Annotated in this window: 6 protein-coding genes and 3 tRNA genes; 4 read left to right on the forward strand and 5 right to left on the reverse strand. The window is 70.9% G+C overall.

The annotated features are described in order from the left end of the window. Positions 1-96: 96 nt before the first annotated feature. From OG440_RS40285 to OG440_RS40305, 5 genes are all read right to left on the reverse strand, one after another. The gene (locus OG440_RS40285) at positions 97-9,462 is read right to left on the reverse strand and encodes a hypothetical protein (RefSeq protein ID WP_331753493.1); all 9,366 of its coding nucleotides are present in this window, start codon (positions 9,460-9,462) and stop codon (positions 97-99) included. 143 nt (positions 9,463-9,605) lie between these two features. Beyond that, positions 9,606-9,962: a hypothetical protein gene (locus OG440_RS40290; protein ID WP_331753494.1), complete on the reverse strand. Its 357-nt coding sequence runs from the start codon at positions 9,960-9,962 to the stop codon at positions 9,606-9,608. A gap of 508 nt (positions 9,963-10,470) precedes the next feature. Next, on the reverse strand, positions 10,471-12,720 hold the full coding sequence (locus tag OG440_RS40295; protein WP_331753496.1) for a Helicase associated domain protein: 2,250 nt from the start codon (positions 12,718-12,720) through the stop codon (positions 10,471-10,473). Positions 12,721-13,051: 331 nt separating this feature from the next. Continuing rightward, on the reverse strand, positions 13,052-13,879 hold the full coding sequence (locus tag OG440_RS40300; RefSeq protein ID WP_331753497.1) for a YgjP-like metallopeptidase domain-containing protein: 828 nt from the start codon (positions 13,877-13,879) through the stop codon (positions 13,052-13,054). Between the two features lie 241 nt (positions 13,880-14,120). Beyond that, positions 14,121-14,864 (reverse strand): hypothetical protein, encoded by a 744-nt coding sequence (locus OG440_RS40305; protein WP_331752690.1) that lies wholly within the window; start codon positions 14,862-14,864, stop codon positions 14,121-14,123. Positions 14,865-15,780: 916 nt separating this feature from the next. Between OG440_RS40305 and OG440_RS40310 the strand changes: the two genes are divergently transcribed. The 4 genes from OG440_RS40310 to OG440_RS40325 all read left to right on the forward strand — a co-directional run bounded on the left by OG440_RS40310 (position 15,781) and on the right by OG440_RS40325 (position 17,622). Beyond that, a tRNA-Glu gene (locus tag OG440_RS40310) sits at positions 15,781-15,856 on the forward strand. A 314-nt stretch (positions 15,857-16,170) separates the two neighbouring features. Further along, positions 16,171-16,246: transfer RNA gene (locus OG440_RS40315), tRNA-Glu, on the forward strand. A 24-nt stretch (positions 16,247-16,270) separates the two neighbouring features. Next, a tRNA-Arg gene (locus OG440_RS40320) sits at positions 16,271-16,345 on the forward strand. A gap of 389 nt (positions 16,346-16,734) precedes the next feature. Beyond that, a complete protein-coding gene (locus OG440_RS40325; protein ID WP_331752689.1) occupies positions 16,735-17,622 on the forward strand; it encodes a hypothetical protein in 888 nt (295 codons plus the stop codon). Positions 17,623-17,878 lie beyond the last annotated feature (256 nt).

Here is a 17,878-nt window from a genome sequence, read left to right on the forward strand (position 1 = left end):
CGCCTCCTCAGGGGGTCGCGGTGGGGCGTGAAGGGCGGGCCACCGCCCATATGTAATAATTTACACACAACTAAGGTAGATGTCAAACTTTACGAGTCATTTAGGTTCTGATGTTGAAGGCCATGGGAGGTCAGGCGCCTCAGTGCCCGGCTCGGCGGTCTGTTCGAACTCGCGCGACACCCACAGCTCCGCCGACTCCTCCGACCCTTGTTCGGCCTGGTCGAGCAGGGCGAGCGCCGCCGCGCCTGCCTCGATGGCGGCGGCCAGGTCGAGCCAGTACACCCCGTACCGCTCATTCACTGATGTGCACAGCGCGTGCCACGTCTCAGCCGTGGCATCGGTGAGGTTCGCCGGGATCGCCGACAGGGCGTTGTCGGCATCCGGCGTGATCGGCTTCTCAACGCCGTTGACGTTGTAGGTACGCGTCACACGCCGTTCGTCCTTGCCCGTGCCCTTATCGAGGCGCACCGAGGTTGCCCCGGGACGGTGGCGGGTGACCACGTGGCCGATGTACGCGGCCGACAGCACGGCCGCCGTCTCCGCGTCCAGTCCCTCAGCGCTCAGCGCCTCCCACACGGTCAACTCGTCAGCCGTGGGGGTGGCGGACCGCTCGGCCGCCGCCTTCTCCGCGGCGGCCCGCAGCGCGGCGGCCTGATCGGTGGCGGCCTGCTCCGCGTCCACTACGGCCTGCGCCTTCTTCTCCTCCCCGGGCCAGGTCTCCCCGGCGGAAAGCCACCGATAGGGGGAGCCCTTCACGGCCGCGTGCCGGGTGTCCGTCTGCGGCTCCGTGACGGCGTTGATGCGCATCGCGTTGGACCACATACGCAACGCCCGCTCTCCCTCGTCGGTGAGACCGAACGTGCGCACCCCGGGAGCAACGGCGAACACCTTCACGAACCCAGCCGCCCACAGGCGCGGAACTAGGGTCTTCCTGATCTTCTTGGAGACGTCGGCACGGTCCGGGCTGATGTCGTAGGCGGTGAACCCGTCAGCGGTCTCGCGCACCTTGCCGTCACTCATCCACCCCAGCGCCCGCCACTGGTCGCGGGAGAAGTTCAGCGCCTGGGCGGCGTCGATGTCCTCCGGCGTCATCACGTCGGCGTCTTCCCTCGCGTGCGCGTCCAGGTGGGTGCGGGCAGCGTCGGCCGCGTCCTGCTCGTTGGCGTAGACGTAGGCGTCGACGACGTCTACGACCGCGTCACCGAACTTGTTCAGCCCCATGGAGACGGGGCCGTGTCGGTCACACTCGGCCACCCACTTGGAGCCGATCAGGTCGAGGGCGACCGCCCGCGCGGGGGCGGGGGTGTTGTACGCCTCCCCGACCTTGGGCAGGTCGACGGCCGCCGGAAGGTCGGCGACGGCGACGCGCCCCCGCTCCGCGGCGTGGTCCGCGCACAGAAGCGACGTCGGCCGATAGGCGACCTTCCAGCGCGGCCCGGTCGCGGTGCAGCCGTAGCCGGCGCATGCGCCCGGCTCGGCGGCGGTTACCGTGCGGTCGGCGTCCTCGGGGCCGGCGGCGAACGGCTCCGGCTCCGGCTCGGTTTGCCCGTCAGCGTTGCTGTCGTCGGTGGCGGCCGGCTGGCCCTGGCCGGTTTCCTCGGGCGGCGTCCACTGGGGGAACGTCTCACCGCGCTCCATGGCGGCGGCGTGGTCGCGGACGATGTCTCGGACGCTGTCCGCGTACGGCGCGTCATTGATCACCGAACAGGCACCAATGCGCGTGTTGTCCGGCGCGATGACCAGCCACGGCCGATCCTCGCCACCCTCCTTCGACACCACATAGACAGCTCCGCGCGTCACCGCGTTCCAGACGCTCGGGTTGACCCGCTTCACCGTGACGCGACGCTTGCCCGAGCCCATGATGATTTCCTCCGGGCCGTGCTGCGACATGACCAGTCCGTCGTCGCGGCGGTCCTCCTCCGCCGCCTGCCGCTCCTCGGCCTCCTGCTGAATCCGCGCCCACTCGGCCGCCCGCTCCTGCTCGGCCTGCGCGTCCCGCTCCGCCTGCTCCGCCTCAAGCCGCTCCCGCGTGGCCTGCACCTCCTCGGCCCACTGCTCTACCTGCCGCATCTGCGCGGCACGGCGGCGCTTCTCCTCCGCCCCGTACGGCAGCGGGGTAAGGCCCCTGGCGCGATCCCGCGCCGTCTGCTTGCTGGTGCGGCCGGTGTGGTGAAGCCGCACTCGCGCCCGGTAGGCGGCCCGCTCGTCCGCGTGCAGCAAATCGGGCGCTGCAACGCACCAACGGTGCGCGGTGACGCCGTCGGGGGTGACCGTGACAGGGCCGCGCCGACCGGCGCGGGGCACCGCGATGTAGCCGCCGGACGCCAGCAGCTCGACCAGGGCGGCCCGCACCCGCCGGCCCCGGCCCTCACGGCGGCGGACGACCCCGGACGTGTCCGCGTGCAGGTCTCCCGCGTACGCGGCGGCCAGGACATCGGCCAGCCCTACGCACCAGCCCATACGCGGCAGCTCGGTTCGGCCGTTGCTCTCATCGAGCCACTGGTCCGCGCCGCTATCACCCGCCTCTGAGCCGGCTGCCTCGGCCTCGGGCTCCGCCTCGACGTGCGGGCAGGCGGGTACCGGCCCGTCCATCGCCCGCTCGATGGGCCGCCCGCACTCGCAGGCTCCGACGCACGTAGTGCCCTGCCAGTCCTTGGCAACCGGTTCCAGCGGGGCCGGAGGCTCAGGTGCCGGGATCCCCTCGGCCCCTGGGTACTGCTCGCGGAGGTAGGCGAGCAGGAGCGGCAGCCACCCGCCCCGGTTCCGCTTGATTCCGAAGAGGTGACCGACGGTTTCCCCGAACACGGCGGCGGAGACGACGGGGGCCACGATGTCCGCAAATTGTCGACAGATACTCGTCCGCGAACCCTCGGCAAGCGCCGCGTAGTCGCGGGGGAGGGTGACCAGGGCGGCCACCTGCTCAAGGGTGAACCGGCCGCCCTTGTGCCCGACATCCACCGACCGGATGCGCGAGGTGACACCCGGGATCACGCGGCCCATGACGAACGCGTTGCCCCCGCTGGTCTTGCGCGCGCCCCGGGTGATCACCTCAAGATCTGCGGAGAGCCCCGTCGCCTGGTCGGCCGTGATCGTGATCTTGGGTGCAACCGGCCCGGAGTTGTACCGGCCGAACGTCGCCATCATGAACGCCCGACGGCGCGTCGACGGCGACCCGTACGCGGCAGCGTCGATCTCCTCCCACGTCACCGACACAGCCGCGCCGAGCTCGCTCTCCCCAGCGCAGTACAGCTCTTCCGCGATCACGTCGCGGATCTCTTCGGGGAGTTGGTTGGACTGCTCGAACAGGATCGTGTGAAGCGGCGCCCCACCGTGCAGGAGGGCGAGTGCCCAGATCATCGGTTCGAGCATGAGCCCGGCCGTCTCGGCGCCGGGCATGTCGGCGACGAGCGAGCGGATCTCGTCCCAGGTGGCGCCCGAGCGGGGGCCGAAGTGGTCGTAGGCCTCCGGCCCGCACTCGCACTCTTCATCGGTGACGCACGTGCAGCCCGGCCCGTCGACGATGTAGTTCCCGACGGCCGCCCCGGCCTGCTCGATGGCGTCGGCCAGGGTGGCGACGTTCTCAGGCAGCCGTCCGGCGCGCTTCCCGGCGTTGGTGAAGTCGATACACGGCGAGGACCCGATCAGGATCTGCGTGTGCCGGAACACGGGGTGTTCCGGGTCGATGCTGCGCACGTCCGCGCAGATGGCGTGGCAGCCAGCCCGCGAGGCTGTGGCCGTGGCGTCGCGGCTCGCGTCAATGCACAGCATGTCGACCGTGGCCCCGAGGATACGGCGGATCCCGACGCACCAACCACCGCAGCCACCGAACAGATTCACAGCGCGGGGGGCGTCGCCCTCGGCGGGGGCGAACAGCCACCGCACCGGCCCTGGCCCGGCCAGCCTCACCAGGTCGGCGGCGTCCTCCTCCGACGGGTGCGCGGCGACGAAATCGGCGTACGTCCAGCCGTCCAGGTCGTCATACGTGAGCGGCGTACGACCCGAGGCGGCGAAGGTGTCCGGCACCCGCACCGGGCGCAACTCCTCGGTCTCCGGCGTCGCCTCGCTACCCTCGCCCCCCGAGCCGGCGCGCCCGGCGGGGGTAGCGACGGCGGCGGCGATCAGGGCGGCGGCCACATTGTCCCGCTCCGCGCTCTGCTTGGCGTAGTGCTGGGCGGCACGCTTGGCGGCGGAGGCTGACGTCTGCGGATAGTGCTGCCTGCGGTGTGCCAGGGCGGCGGCCTCCGCGAGTTCTCCGCACTCTGCGGAGTCGTCACTGCTGACGGTCTCGACCCAGCCGCACACACACCACGACTCGGCCCAATCCCGCCCCGGGCCGCCGGGGGTCGTCACCGTACGGTGCGCCACCCCCTCGGCGACGGCGGCGGCGTGGGAGCGCAGCCGTTCCAGCATGGGCGCCCACGAGGACATGTAGTCGTCGACGGCCGTGCACGACGCGACCAGCACCAGGCCGCCGTCACCGTCCTCGGCCCACACCTGCAACGGCGCCAGGTCGCCAGAGGCGGAGCGGCCCTCCCACTCGCGGCGCACGGTGTACGTCTGGCCCGTGGCGGCCCGCAGGTGCCACGAACGATCTTCCCGGTAGGTGATGGCCTCACCGGGGCCGACGTCGGGCAGGATCCACTCCCCGCTGCGGTAGTACATGCCCCGCGCCGCCTCGAACGCGTCAGCGAGGATCCCGCCGGACTGCTCGGCGTGCTCCGCGACCAGAGCGAGCGCCGCCACCCGCCCCTCACCCTTCCCGAGGGTGATCACGTCCCAACGCCCCGCCTCGTCGGTGCCGCGCCACAACGCCCGCCAGATGACACCGCGCGCGCCCTTCCCCTGGCAGTCGTGCGAGATCTCGTACTCACCCACGACCAGGCCCGGCCCGGTCACGGTGAATTCGTAGGTGGACGGCTCCCCGTTCCGCTCGTGCGGGATGACGGTCAGCGCGTCGACATCGACGGCGAAAGCACCCGCAGCTGCGTCGCTATCCGCCACCCCCGGGCCGGCGAGTTCGGTGAGGGTAGCGACAGCCTTACGGGCGGCTTCGTTCGCCCGCTCCGCCGCTTCGGCGGCGTCGGCGGCGGCCGGACCGTACCCGGCGGCGCCCGCCACGGTGGCGGCTTCGATGGCTGCCGACGCGTGGTCGGACGCGCGCCCCGCGTATTCCTCGGCGGCCTGGCGGTCGCCAGCCTCGGCGGAGCGCTCCGCGTCCTTGGCGTCGGACTCGGCATCGAGCCGGGAGGAGAACGCGGCCCGGCTCGCCCGCACCGAGGCGACCAGGGCGGCACGGTCGGCGCGCATGTCGACGGCCAGAGCGGCGGCCCCGTCCTGCGCCTTCTTGTCGCCGCCCCGCTCGCGCACCGCCGCGCGGGCTTCCCGCTTCGCACGGTCGTCGCCGTCGGCCGCGCCCTGGGCTATGAGCGCATCGGCCAGAGCCTTGGACGGCCACGGCGCCCGCTCGCCGTTCTCCAGAGCCTCAGTGAGCAGCTGCCCGCACAGCTCCGCCGCACGATCGTCCCACTGCTGCCAGTGCAGGGCGCACGTCTTGGGGTCGCCCTTGGCCAAGTCGCGGGCGAGGCCGACCACATCGCGCCCGGAGAACCGGCCGCCCCCCTGGGCGTCGTCCAGGATCCGGCCGGAAAGGCAGCGGGCACAGGCGACGAACCGACCGAGTTCGCAGCCCTGATCGGTGACCACCGACACCCAATAGCGGGCACCGGAGCGCTTCGCGCTGCACTTGCCGACGTAGGGCGCGGACATCGCGCAGTACGCGTCGGCGTCGGCCGCCGTGTCGTCGTCGGCACACACGGAGACCACGCGGAGACGGGAGTTCGCCACGCCTTCCAGGGCGAGACTCCACACCTTCCACTCGGCGACGTACCGCCGGTTGTCGGGCCCCTTGCGCACCCAGTCCTCACCCGTGCGGCCCTGGCGGCCGTCGGAGGCGGTCAGGTGCTCGAACCCCCAACGGCACTCGGCGACCAGGCCCACGGCGCCGAAGCGGCGGACCAGGAACACGCCGGGCTCAAGCTCCACCCGGTCCGGCGTGCACTCGAACGCCGGAGCCTGCGCCGTGTACTGCCCGTACTTCGCCCACAGGGCGGCGAACCGAGTGCGGGTGGCGGAGTCCTCACGGATCCGGGCGAGCACCTTGGTGAGGGGGCGGTCCTCGACGTTGGCGGCCCACCAGTACGAGCCGTCAGCGTCGTGTCCGGCCTCCCACTGATCCTCTTCCGGGCGGCAGTAGGTGACGGGCCGGATCCGGAACGCGTGCCCGGCCGCCGTCGTCAGCACCCAACCGGAGGCGGGCTCCCGCCCGTCCAGGAACGACACGGCCGCGATCGACTCGCTCTCTTCCAGCGCCGCCGAGAGCTGGGCGGCGACGACGTCGTTACCGGCCGCCGTCTCCGGCTGCCCGGCGTCGCCGCCGGTGCAGGGGGACACGGCCGCCTCAGCCGCCGGCTCGGCCGCCGTACGCCGCGCCAGATCATCGGACGCGTCGGCGACCTCGGCGACCATGACGGCCGCCCGCTCCCGCTGCTCCTCGGCCAGCTCACCCTCCGACAGGGAAGTGATCCGCTCGCACTCCGCGATGGGCGTCGACTCGGGGCTCTCCTCGGCCGCCGTCTCCTGCTTGGTGAGCAGGGCGGCCACCTCGCGCGCATAGTGCCGAATGAGCTTCCGGCCGTCGGCCGTGCCGTGGGCGTGCCCGATGATCGGCGCGGAGACCGCCGACCCGTCACGAACCGGCGTCATGTCGTACACGGTGTTGGGCGGGGTCTCCTGGCACATGCCGGCCCGGTCCTTGGGCTTGCGGTGGATGGCGTACACCCGGCCGCCGCACTCCCACTCGCCCTTACGGCCGCCCGGCGTGACGGGCGAACCCTTCGGCTGACGCACCCCACGGGGCGCAAGCTCGATCGCCGCCGTACGGGCGTCCACCGCCTCACGGGCCCACAGCGACGACAGATCCGTCGCCGCCACGGGGTCGACGCCCGTGCGGTCATGCCGCGCGACCCCGGCCGCCGGGGTCGGCTCCACCGGCTTGCACGTGGCGTGCCACTCCGAGCCGTCCGCCACCGTCGACCCGCACCCCTGGCAGTGCGAGACCACCGGCGCGGCCTCCACTGGGATGCGCCAGCCCTGGCACGCCTCGGCGCCGTCGGCAGAGGACAACAGCACCCCCCGCGACCACCGGTCACGGCCGACCGCGGCGCGGAGCCCGGCCGCCTTCAGCATGCCGTTGATCATCCAATCGGTTGCGTTCACCAGGGCGCCGACATGCGCGCCGTGGCCGTCGACCACGGGCACCGTCGGCTCGTGGACGGCGCCGCACGCGCACACCAGGCGCAGCCCGGCACCCCACGGCTTGAAGTCCGTCACCTCAGCAGCGACGGCCGCCGGACGCTCCCCGGCGGGCAGCGCGGCGCACGCGGCATGCCGGTCCTCCTCCGCCTTCGCGGCATCAGAGAACGCGCACCCGTACAGGTTCAGCGTCTCTTCACGACCGGACTCGGCACGGGCGGCGGCATCCTCCATGCGCGCGCACTCGGCCACGTAATCCGACAGGGCGCCCGCCTCGCGGTAGATCTCTGCCGACTCCGCATAGTGGGCGGCGTCCCGCTTCGCACGGTTCACGTCGTCGTACGCCTCTTCACAGAAGCGGACGGCCGACCACACCTCCTCAGCGAGCGCGTCACCCTCCCGCACACGGTCCCCGCACGCCTGCGCCCGCTCCACATCACCGGCGGCGAGCGTCACAGCCACATTCACACGGACACGGGCCGTCGCCAGCCGCTCCACAGCCGCCGCCCACTCGGACTCCGCACGGCCGGACTCCGCGCGCTCCGCCCGGGCGTCATCACGCCCGGCCAGCCCGGCACGCTCGGCCGCTGCCCGCGCGTTCGCCCGCTCGCCCGCGTAGTACGCATCCCAGTACAGGGCGTTGTGGAAGTCCCGAACGCCGTTGTACGCGGCCTGAGCGGTCTCGAGTGCCGCCCACTCGGCGGTGGCGTGCTCGGCAAGCCGGGTCGGCTCCCCGTAGCTGTCGTGAGGGTACTTGGACCAGCCGGCCAGGCACTTGCGGTCGTTGGCGGTACCGAACCCCTGCGGGTTCTTCCGGACGGCGGCCGCCGCCTTCCGCAGCGTCTCGGCGCCGCGCCCCTCGATCCGGTCGACCACGGCCAGCGTGAACGCCAGCGCGGCGGCGTCGACACGGCCACCGGCAATCAGTGACGCGGAGGTGTACCGCGAGGGGAAGTGAACCGACCGATCTGAGTGCTTGGACCTCCCCCAGGCGTCGTACTGCGCCACGAACGACCGCGACGGGTCACCCTGCCCCGCGTGCTGCACGCCGTCGTGATCGGTGTAGCCGTCGAACCACGCACACCAGTCACGCGAGGAATCCTCGAACATCGCGATCAGCCCGGCGTAGCCGCGCGCCGACGGCTCACGGCCCGACTCGGCCAGCCGCTTACGCCACCCGGCCTCCCGGGCGTTCAGCCGCTCCTGCGCCTCCTCAATGATCGGAGCGGCGAGCGCCTCCCGCTCCGCACGCGCCACGGCGTCCGCGATCGCCTCCCCGGCCTCCTTGACGTGCTGCCCGGCCAGCACGATCACACGCCGCCACGACGCGCACCCCCGCGCGTCATCGCCGTTCGTCTCGGCCAGCCAAGCCCGCGCCGCCTTCACGGCGTCGACGGCCGACCGCTCCGCCGTCTTAGCTTCCGCGTAGGCAGCAGAGGCCAGCTCTACCGCCCGTGCGCCCGTCGGCGTGGAGCCGTCGAGGGCGTTGAACCGGTTACGCGCATCGCACAGGGCGGCACTCACCTTGGCCACGGCGCCGTCCATCTGCCGGACCCATTCCGCAGCGTCCCGCCCCCACACCGTCCGGCCCGCGGCCTCCTGCTCACGCGAGACGACGCGCACGGCCTTGATGGCCTCACGCACGGCCTTGAACCCGCCGGTCGAGGCGGACGCCACGAGCTTGCCCGTCGCCTCATTCCACGCGCATACCTGCTCTGTCTCCTCAACCCCGGCACGCGCCATCACCAGCCCGGAGAACACCACTGCACGAACCCACAGGCGACCGGTCCAACGGCGCTCCGCGCGCACGTCCCAACCCAGCTCTGCTGCCTCGTGCACCAGAACGCCTGCATTCCTGGGCATGTCTGCCAGCACGGCCGCGACCGCTTCCGCACCGATGGCGGCGTCGCATCCGTCGCAGCGTCCCGCGCGTACTTCCGTGCACTGGCACGCCGGGCACAACTCCGCCGCGGTCTCCTCCTCCGCGAGGGCGGGAGCATCGCCGTGTTCGGGGTCGATGGCCTCGTCGCGGACGTAGGGGGCGCCCGTCTGCTCGCCGGCGCCCATGGAGTCGGGGCTGCTGGTCGGGGTGGCGGGCTGGCGGGCGTCTGCGGTGCGCAGGGCCTCGTTGGTGTACGGGTCGGTGCTCATGAGTGCCTTCGGGGAGGAGGGGCCGCCGGCGGTTGCGCGGCCGGGGTCACTGAAGCGGGGAGTGGCCGGTGGCCTCGCGTTCTCGCGAATCTGGGCGCCGGCGGCAGTCGGCACATCGCCCTCAGCCTGGGAAGCGTTGTCCTTCACGGTCGCCCCTGCAGGGGCATCACCTGAGGGACGCGCGAGAGAGCGGCGAGTTCGTTCCGGGCCCTGCGCGAAAGTTCCAGTACTGCGGCGGTGTCGCCGGCTGACAGGGCCATGGCGCACTGGCCGATCCGTTCGTCAGCCGTGTACGCGACCTCTTGTGCGTCTGCATCCTGCGGGTTGGCCTCCGCATGCTCCGCCGCCGCCTGGGCGGCGTGCCTGCACATCAGCACGGCGGGGTCAGACGCGAAGGCGCGCAGGGCTTCCGCCTCCACGCGTGCCCGCTCGACATCCGCTACGACGGCCGCCGCTACCGCCGACGACGGCGTGACGTTCGGCGTCTTCGCACTGCTCATGGCCGTCCCCTTCGGAGGAGTGGTTGGTGGTGGCGGGGTCACCCCCCGTCCACAGGTCATAAATTTACACATCGCCGAGATTTAAGTCAATTATACGAGTCATAAGGGATGGAGCTGGGGTGGGGTGGGCTTCGCGATGGGGCGGAGGCTCCTCGGCTCACGGCGGCGTGCTGGCCCTGGCCTCGTGGTAGATGGTTGGTGGCGAGTTCGCCGGTGACGGAAAGTGCAATCCAGCGTGCGGGCGAGGCTGGGGGCGTGGTGTCCCTCGAACGCGACGACGTCAGCAGCGCCGTCGGCGTACGCATGGCCTGCTTGCCGTTCCACGCAGAGGAGTTCGTCGACGAGGCCGACAAGAGACTCAGGCGCAGTCGAGGGTGAGGGCCGGGCAGTGGCGTCGGCCAGCAGGATGAGCCCGTCCGTGGTCGCGTACGGGAGCCGGCAGACACACCCCGGCGGCTGGCGCCCTTGCTGGGGGCCTGGTGGCGCATGGCGCCATCGAGATGGCCCGTTAGTCCTTCGTCCAGCCGGGGAGGGACTCCAAGCGACTGCGACGATCGTCGGGCAGCTTCCCCTGGCGGATCAGCCTCCTCTGCTGGAGCATCCACCTGTAGATCACCACGCCTTTGATGGCCTGGTCGAAGGGAACCTTGACGTCGCCGTGTTCGGCGGCCCATGCGGCAAGGATCTCGAAGCTGGCCTCCCACAGCGCAGCCATGCCGTCCCAGACCCACTCCGGACGCTTCTCCAGGGCCTCGACCTGCCAGTCGGGGACGGTGCCCTTGCGGTACGCAGTGCGCTTCACCGACACGGCGTGCCCAAACGCGACGGCCTTACCGTGTACCTCCACGCTGTAGGTCTGCGGTACCCGGGCGTGCCCGTTTTCGGCGATGTAGGCGTCTAGAAGGCTGAGGAACCGCTCGAACTTGGCGTCGTGTACGTGCCACATCCAGCCCGGGAGTGCCTCGTAGTGGGCGATCTCCTCGGCGTCCATCTGGTCAGCCCGGTACCGGTTGCGAGCCAGGGTGACGAAACTGTCCAGCCGGTAGCCGGTCTTGGGGGAGGCGTAGCCGCGCGGGACCGCCGCGTGCCCGTGCTCGGCGACGAACTCCTCCAACTCGGTCAACCCGCGTTCGCGCTTGAGCAGGGCGAGGTTCCACGTCCATCCGGGCAGGGCGTCCAAGAGTGCGGCACGCGTCGGCAGGAGCCGTCCGCTGGCGTAGAGGCCGCGCTGCCGCGCCGTCCAGCTTCCCAGAGTCCCGGCGGTGGGGGAGGTGGACACTGCGGCGTGGCCGTGCTCGGCGGTGTAGCGCTCCAGCAGCCCGTAGAAGTGGTACCAGTCCTCGGTGGTGTGTTCGAGGACGTGGACGGCCAGTGCCTGCGCGAAGCGGGCGTCGATGTCCGCCCCACCGTAGAGCTTGACCCTTTCCGGCAGCACCGGCCGTGCGTTGGCGGCTTCGTACTCCCCGGCGCTCAGGTGGCGGCGGGCGGAGGTCAGGGCGGCGTCCATCCGCTCGTCCTGGTCGCGCAGCGTAGCCAGGACCCGCCACACATGCCGGAAGGAGCTTGCCTCCAGAACGGCCTGGGGATTCTCGCCCGGGGCGAGGTAGACGGGGAGCAGAATCAGCGCCGGGCGGTCGTGGTCTGGGTGCAGCCGCAGTGCGCGGCCGACCGCTTGGATGATGTCGGTCTCGGAACTTTTCGGGTCCACCAGGCAGATGCCATCGACGCTGCTGACGTCGACACCCTCGGCCAGCGTGCGGCAGTTGTTCAGCACGACGCGCCGAGCCGGTCCGGGATGGGCGAGCGTCTGCAACTGGGTGAGCCGCTCGGCGGAGGGGGTCCCGCCGTCGGTGTGCAGCGAGGTGATCTCCACGTCCGCGGTGGCGGCACCGATCGTGCCGAGAGTTGCGGAGAAGCGCTTGGAATGAGCCACGCGGCTGTGGAACGCGATGATGCGGTGAAGGTCGTACTGCCGCATGGCGCGCGCCACGGCGATCTGGGCGGCCGTCGTCGCGGCATCGCCGGAGCCGGGCCCCGTTTGCAGCGCGTCGTTGGACAGGAGGGCTTTGTGCACGTCCTGGTCTGAGACCAGGACGATGGCGACCTCGTAGTCCGCGAGCAGCTTCCGCTGGATGGCCTGGCCGAAGGTCAGTTCGTGGACGCGCTTCCCATAGGACTGGTCGTCATCCATCGACACAACGTCGGCAGTGCCGTCAGAGCTTTTGTGGACTACAGCGGTTGCGGTCAAAGACAGGCGGAAGTCCACAGGAATGCGGGTGTTGTCCAGGACGACCGAGAAGGCCTTACCCGTCCGCCCTGCAGTGTGGTGGGCCTCGTCAAAGATCGCGAAGTCCAACGTCGGCAGCGGACGCAGCGCGTAGGCCTCAGCGACCCGTTCGGCCGAGTGGTAGGTGGAGATCAGCAGCCTTGTGGCTGCGCCCGGGCCCGAGGAGACGAATTCGGCGATCCGTTCTGGGTCGACGGTCACGGGTACACCGGCACCACCGATGGTGACGTCGGAGCAGACGATCAAAGCTTCCAGCCCGCCGGGGCAGTCCTCTGCCCATCGCCGATACGTCTGCTCGGCCAAGGCGAGTGTCGGTACGACGACCAGCACCACAGCGGCGGAGCGCTCCAGGGCGGCATGGCGTCCGACGAGGGTCTTGCCCGTCCCGCAGGCCATGACGACCAGGGCGCGGTCTCCCCGGTGATGCCTGATCGCCTGGAGTGCCTCGCGCTGGTGCAAGCGTGGATGCATTGGTGCCGCTCCTTTCCTTGGTGGTGGACCACTGGGCGCGCTTCGGGTGGAGGGTCGGGGTGGCGGCTGCCTCCGGAGGCGAGGGGGGCGGCGGTGCGGTGGGCACCTCCTTCCGATCTCTAATTTACACATTCACCCGATTGATTGCAACTATACGAGTCATTATGGAGATAGTCGACTGATGGCTGGGTGTGCCGGCGACGTCGGAGGCTGACATGGTGTCGCATCCGCCCGCCGCCAACACAAGATCGGGCTTGGCGAGATGGCGGCAATGCCGTATGCAAGGCTCGGGTTCCCGAGAGGTCCGCTGGTCCCGGTCCGACGGACAGGCCTAGGACGGGGTGTGGATGTCGCCCATCCACACGCTGCGACCCTGCTGGTGGAGTTCGCGCTGCGTCTGGCGGGCACCGATCTCCGCACGCTCAAAGGCGCGCCAGAACTCGGGGCCGTGCGCCCGGCCTCCAGGCCGAAGGGCGTGAACGAATTCATGCGTGAGAATGTGACGTACCAGGGTGGGGCGGAGTTGGAAGGCCTGCCAGGCGATGCGGATCTGGTCGTTCGCCGGGTCGGCTTTTCCTTCGTGGACACCCCAGCGAGTGCGGCCGATGTCAGCGACGCGAACGGCCGGCATGGGGCGACGGCCGCCGGTCATGCGAGTCCACAGGGGCTCAGCCTGGCCTTCGAGCCACGCGGCGCCTTCGCGGATGTACCAGTCGATGAGGGGCTTAGCACCGTGCCGCACGGCCGAGCGGTCGAGCTCGAGCCACCTGCCGCGCCAAGTACCGCGTTCGCTGACGTGGCCGTGGTCGTCGACGTGACGCACCGTTTCGGCGGGGTTGTCGACCAGGCGCAGCCGGTTGGAGTGGCCCAGCAATAGAAAGCCGGAGCCGTTTATGAGCTCCTTGACCGGGATCTCGGGGATGTTCTCCCTGGCCTTCACGAGCATGGACCCGATCCGGTGACGGTTGGCAGCCAGCAAAGCTGTGACGTCGTTGGGATTGCAGGTGGCGGGGACATGCAGGGTGATGCCATTTTCCCCTGGGCGGATGGTCATGCCGACGGTCTTGCGACGCGTGCTGATCTTGATGATGGCGACCTGGGCTGTGAGGTGTGGGTGTGCGTCGAGTGCGGAACGGACGGCGTCGGCGGTTGTTGTCATTGCGGTGGCTTCCGTCTCGGCGATTGATGGTGGACGAGGTAGGGCTAGAGGTGCGGGTTGGCGGCTTCTTGGTTTGTCCTCGGCTCCGGTGGGCTGGTGGGCGTCACTCCGGGCCTGGTGCCTGGCCGGCGCCCCGGCCCCGGTGGGCGTCACCCCGGTCCCGGCCCTCCGGCCCGGGTCCGGCCTGCGCCCCGGCTCGCCGCCTGCCGGCCCTGGCCGGGCCCGTGTCCGGCCCCGAGGGTTAGGGGTGTTCGGGGGTGGTGTGGGTGGTGAGGGCGTCTTTGATGGGGTTGAGGGCGAGGGGGCCGTGGAAGATCTGCATGTTGATGGGGCCCTTCACGCGGCGGTTGGCGGGGTCGTAGGGGTAGATGCGGACTTCGGCGTTGAAGAGCGCGGCGAGGGTGTGGGTGACGTTCAGCAGGTCGCGTTCGTCGGGGATGTTGTCCCAGCCCGGCTCGGAGGTGAGCAGCAGCCAGCGGCGGCCGTCGCCGAGGGGGTTGCGCCCGCATTCCAGGGTGAACGGGGTGAAACCCCAGGTGTTGTCGAAGTGCTCCCAGTAGTCGTCGACGGCCGCGACGGGGTGGGTGGCGTAGGGCTCGCGGTGGATCTGCGCGTCCGGCTCGTTGAACATCCAGGAGATGCGGTGCGGCTTGTCCCACAGGGAGGAGACATTCAGCAGCCGCTCCTCGGGCGCGGTGACGGTCCAGACCTCCTCCTCGGTCCACACGCCGCCGTCGTGGGCGGGGAGTTCCTTGGGGCCGACTCCCGCGACCACGGCGGTCGCGGTGCCGTCGCCGTTGGAACGCAGCCAGGAGTAGCCGGTGCAGTTCTCGAAGCCCTCACCCGGGTGCCAGGTGGGCGCGTCGGCGAACGCGTCGTCGGGGAAGAGCAGCAGCGCACCGACCATCCCGGCACGCCTCTTGGGGTTCTTGCCCCACGTGCTGTTGACGGCGTGCTCGATGTGGCGGCGAACGCTGCGCTTCACGGGTTCCTCCTGGGTGTGTCCGACCAACTATGCAATAGTTTACACATATTCGTCAGGATGTGCAAACTAAGCGAGTCAATAAAGCGTGAGTGTGTGATGAGGCATGGACGGCGTCGGCATCGCATTGCCTCCGGCCGAGCGCCGGGGTGCTGCCCGTGGCCGTACGCCATGCCTCCCCGTGATGCCCCGGCCGCCATCGCTCGCACGCCTGAGCCGGGGGGTTCGCCGGCGCCGGGTGCCCGCCCGCCGGGAACGGGCTGCCGTAGCGCCCTGGGTCCGCGCTGTGCGCCCGGGGCTCCACCGTCAAATGCCTCGCCTGAACACCGCGACGGCAGGCCCGGGTTGTGGTGTCCCCGCGACCGGTCCGGCGCGCGAGGGGCGTCAAGGGGGCGTTCCGCTGCGGGTCCGCCTGCGCGGGGAGCGCACCGCTGTCGGGGGACTGATCCCGCCCGGGCGGTAGCGGCTCGCCGGGGCCGGCGCGGCTGCGCTCGGCGTTCAGGGCGGCCGCGTTCCGGCCACGGCCTGGAGCGGGCATGGCGCCCAGGCGAACGCGCGCTCGCCCCGCGCCCGACCGGCAGCCACCAGGCCACCCGCACAAGCAGCCTCCTTATGGCACGACTCGTAAAACTTGCGCACAATGAAGGGGTGTAGTAATCTAGAGGTGTTGGCGGGGGAGGTGAAGTTTCCCCAGCGGATCCGCATCCCGCCGCACCGGCTTCCGGGCTCCTGGGGAGGGGTTCGGAAGTGACCCGCTGCCGGGTCGGTGAAGGTGACGTACTGGCCTGCGGGCCAGCCTGATCCGGTCCCCGGCCACGGCAGCGGCTCCGGAAGTCACGTGCTGCCGGGCGGGGAAGGTGACGTACTGGCCCTGAGGGGTCTACCTGATCCGATCCCCACCCGGCATCCACGCCCCCACGCCCCTGTGGAGTAGCTCGGCTTATCTCGCCCCGTTCTCAGTGGGGAGACCGCGGGTTCAAATCCCGCCGGGGGTACGCAACATCAGACCTGCTGCCCGGCCGCTTGCGCGGCGGGCAGCGAAGCGCCGCACCATTCCGTCCCCCTTTCCGGGGGATCGCCGTGTGCGGCACGGCACGGCCGGCTCGCCCCGAAGGGGTTGCTGTCCGGGCTCAGAACACCCTCTGACAGGCCGCTGCGGCCCCGGGACCCGCTTCGCGCGGACGCCCGGCGGCAGGCCTGTGATGGCTCTGGGCCCGGTACTCCCCAAGAGCGCCGCCCGCACGGTCCTTGCCTCCCATGCAGCCCGGAGGCAAGGAACCCGCTGGTCCCACCTTGAGTTGAGGTCCACACCCTCGTGGAGTAGTCCGGCCTATCTCGCCCTGCTTTCAACGGGGAGACCGCGGGTTCAAATCCCGCCGGGGGTACGCAACCGCACGCTGCGCATTTCGGCTTCTGTCGTTCAACGGATAGGACACCGGACTACGGATCCGGAGATCGAGGTTCGAATCCTCGTAGGAGCACCAGCCCGCCCTGGAAATCCCCCTCCGGGGCGGGCCCAGATCACCAGCCCCGTTCCCGGGGCTGCCGTACTCCGAGCCCCACCCCGCCCCCGGGGAGGGGCTCGGGACCGGCTCGTGTTTTCCCACACCACGAGCCGCGTGTGCAGGGTCCGCCCTGCCACCCGAACCGCCCGCGTCGACCTCATCCACCGACTCGGGCGGTTCGGCGTTTCCCGGCACCACGGCCCGGCAGGACAGCACCGCTGCGGGACAACGCGAGGGCGCAGCGGTCGCGTTGGAGCGCACGGCGTGACCACAAGCAGCGGGCTGTTGCCGCCAGGGCGGGTGATCGAGGCCTGAGGCGTCGACTGCAAGGATCGAGGGGCATGAAAAGGTGAAGGAGACTGACGACGATGCCGAAGAAGCGCAAGAAGGACCGCAAGGCCCCCCAGAAGCGAACCCTGGTCCGGACCGCTCCAGCCCAGCCCGCAGACCTGGAGCTGGTGGACTGGGACGACGCCCCGGAGGAGGACATCGACATGCCCGATGCCCTCGCCGAACGGTTCCCCGCTCCTATCGACGCGGTGAAGGCCGTACAGGCCGGCGAGCGCGTGGAGTGGACGGGCAGCATCGACGGATCGACGATGCGCCACCGTGTCCTGATGACCGATGACGGCACCGCCGCCGTCGAACAGGCCGTTTTCGTCGGTGGCCCTCTCGAGGAACTCCTGCTGTGCGCCTGGCACCAGGCGGGGGAGCAGGGCCGGGAGCTGCTTGAGACCGGAGCGCTCGCCGCACTGGATGACCTTCACACGGTGGTCCGGCCGGTCCTTGAGGCTGAGATCCGCGAGGTTCGTCCTGACTACACCGCCGCTGTTCTGCAGTCCTTCCGCGAGGAGCCGGAACCGCACGGGCCGGGCATGCCGGTGTTCGGGTGGCGTCTTCTCCACCCGGTCGGCCCGGACACCACCTGGGAGGACACCCGCGATACCGCCGCATGGAACAGCTCGCAGACCATGTCCGGCTGGCTCCACTACTACGACCGCGTCCCCGAACTCCAGCGGACCGGACTTGCCAGCCTCCTGCGCAAGCACGGTGTCCCGACCGTGCTCTGCGCGGACTGCGGCCAGCCCATCACCGACCGCCACCCGCGGTGGACCGGCGTCTGGGTCACTCCCGACAGTGAGTCCGGCCCCGTGTGCGGCGACCCCTACGCCCGTCGGGTCGCTGCCGAGCCTCTGCTCGGGACGTTCACCGACCAGGACTTCGGCACCCCGCACCGTCCCGCTGCGAACACGTGACGGTGACCTCCGGTCTGACCGGGCGCCATCTGCACTGCCAGCATGGCGCCCCACAACCGCTCGCGTCGCGGGCCCAGCACCAGGGCGGCCAGCGCGGCCAGCGACGAGGAGACAGCGATGACCGTGTGGCCGCGCCCGGCGGCGTTGCCGCGCATGCGGGACACAGCCGCGCCGGCACGGCCGTGGATGCCCGGCGCCCGGCCGCCACCCATGCGCGCCGGGGCCTGTACGCCGTAGCCGCCCGGGCCTGCTGCTC

It is taken from the genome of Streptomyces sp. NBC_00637, from assembly GCF_045161545.1.
Taxonomy (GTDB): Bacteria; Actinomycetota; Actinomycetes; order Streptomycetales; family Streptomycetaceae; genus Streptomyces.

What these genes read in the sequence shown, in the direction of transcription:
- OG440_RS40285 (WP_331753493.1), bottom strand. Translation starts at nt 9,462, where the DNA reads ATGAGCACCGACCCGTACACCAACGAGGCCCTGCGCACCGCAGACGCC.
- OG440_RS40295 (WP_331753496.1), bottom strand. Translation starts at nt 12,720, where the DNA reads ATGCATCCACGCTTGCACCAGCGCGAGGCACTCCAGGCGATCAGGCAT.
- OG440_RS40300 (WP_331753497.1), bottom strand. Translation starts at nt 13,879, where the DNA reads ATGACAACAACCGCCGACGCCGTCCGTTCCGCACTCGACGCACACCCA.
- OG440_RS40290 (WP_331753494.1), bottom strand. Translation starts at nt 9,962, where the DNA reads ATGAGCAGTGCGAAGACGCCGAACGTCACGCCGTCGTCGGCGGTAGCG.
- OG440_RS40325 (WP_331752689.1), top strand. Translation starts at nt 16,735, where the DNA reads ATGCCGAAGAAGCGCAAGAAGGACCGCAAGGCCCCCCAGAAGCGAACC.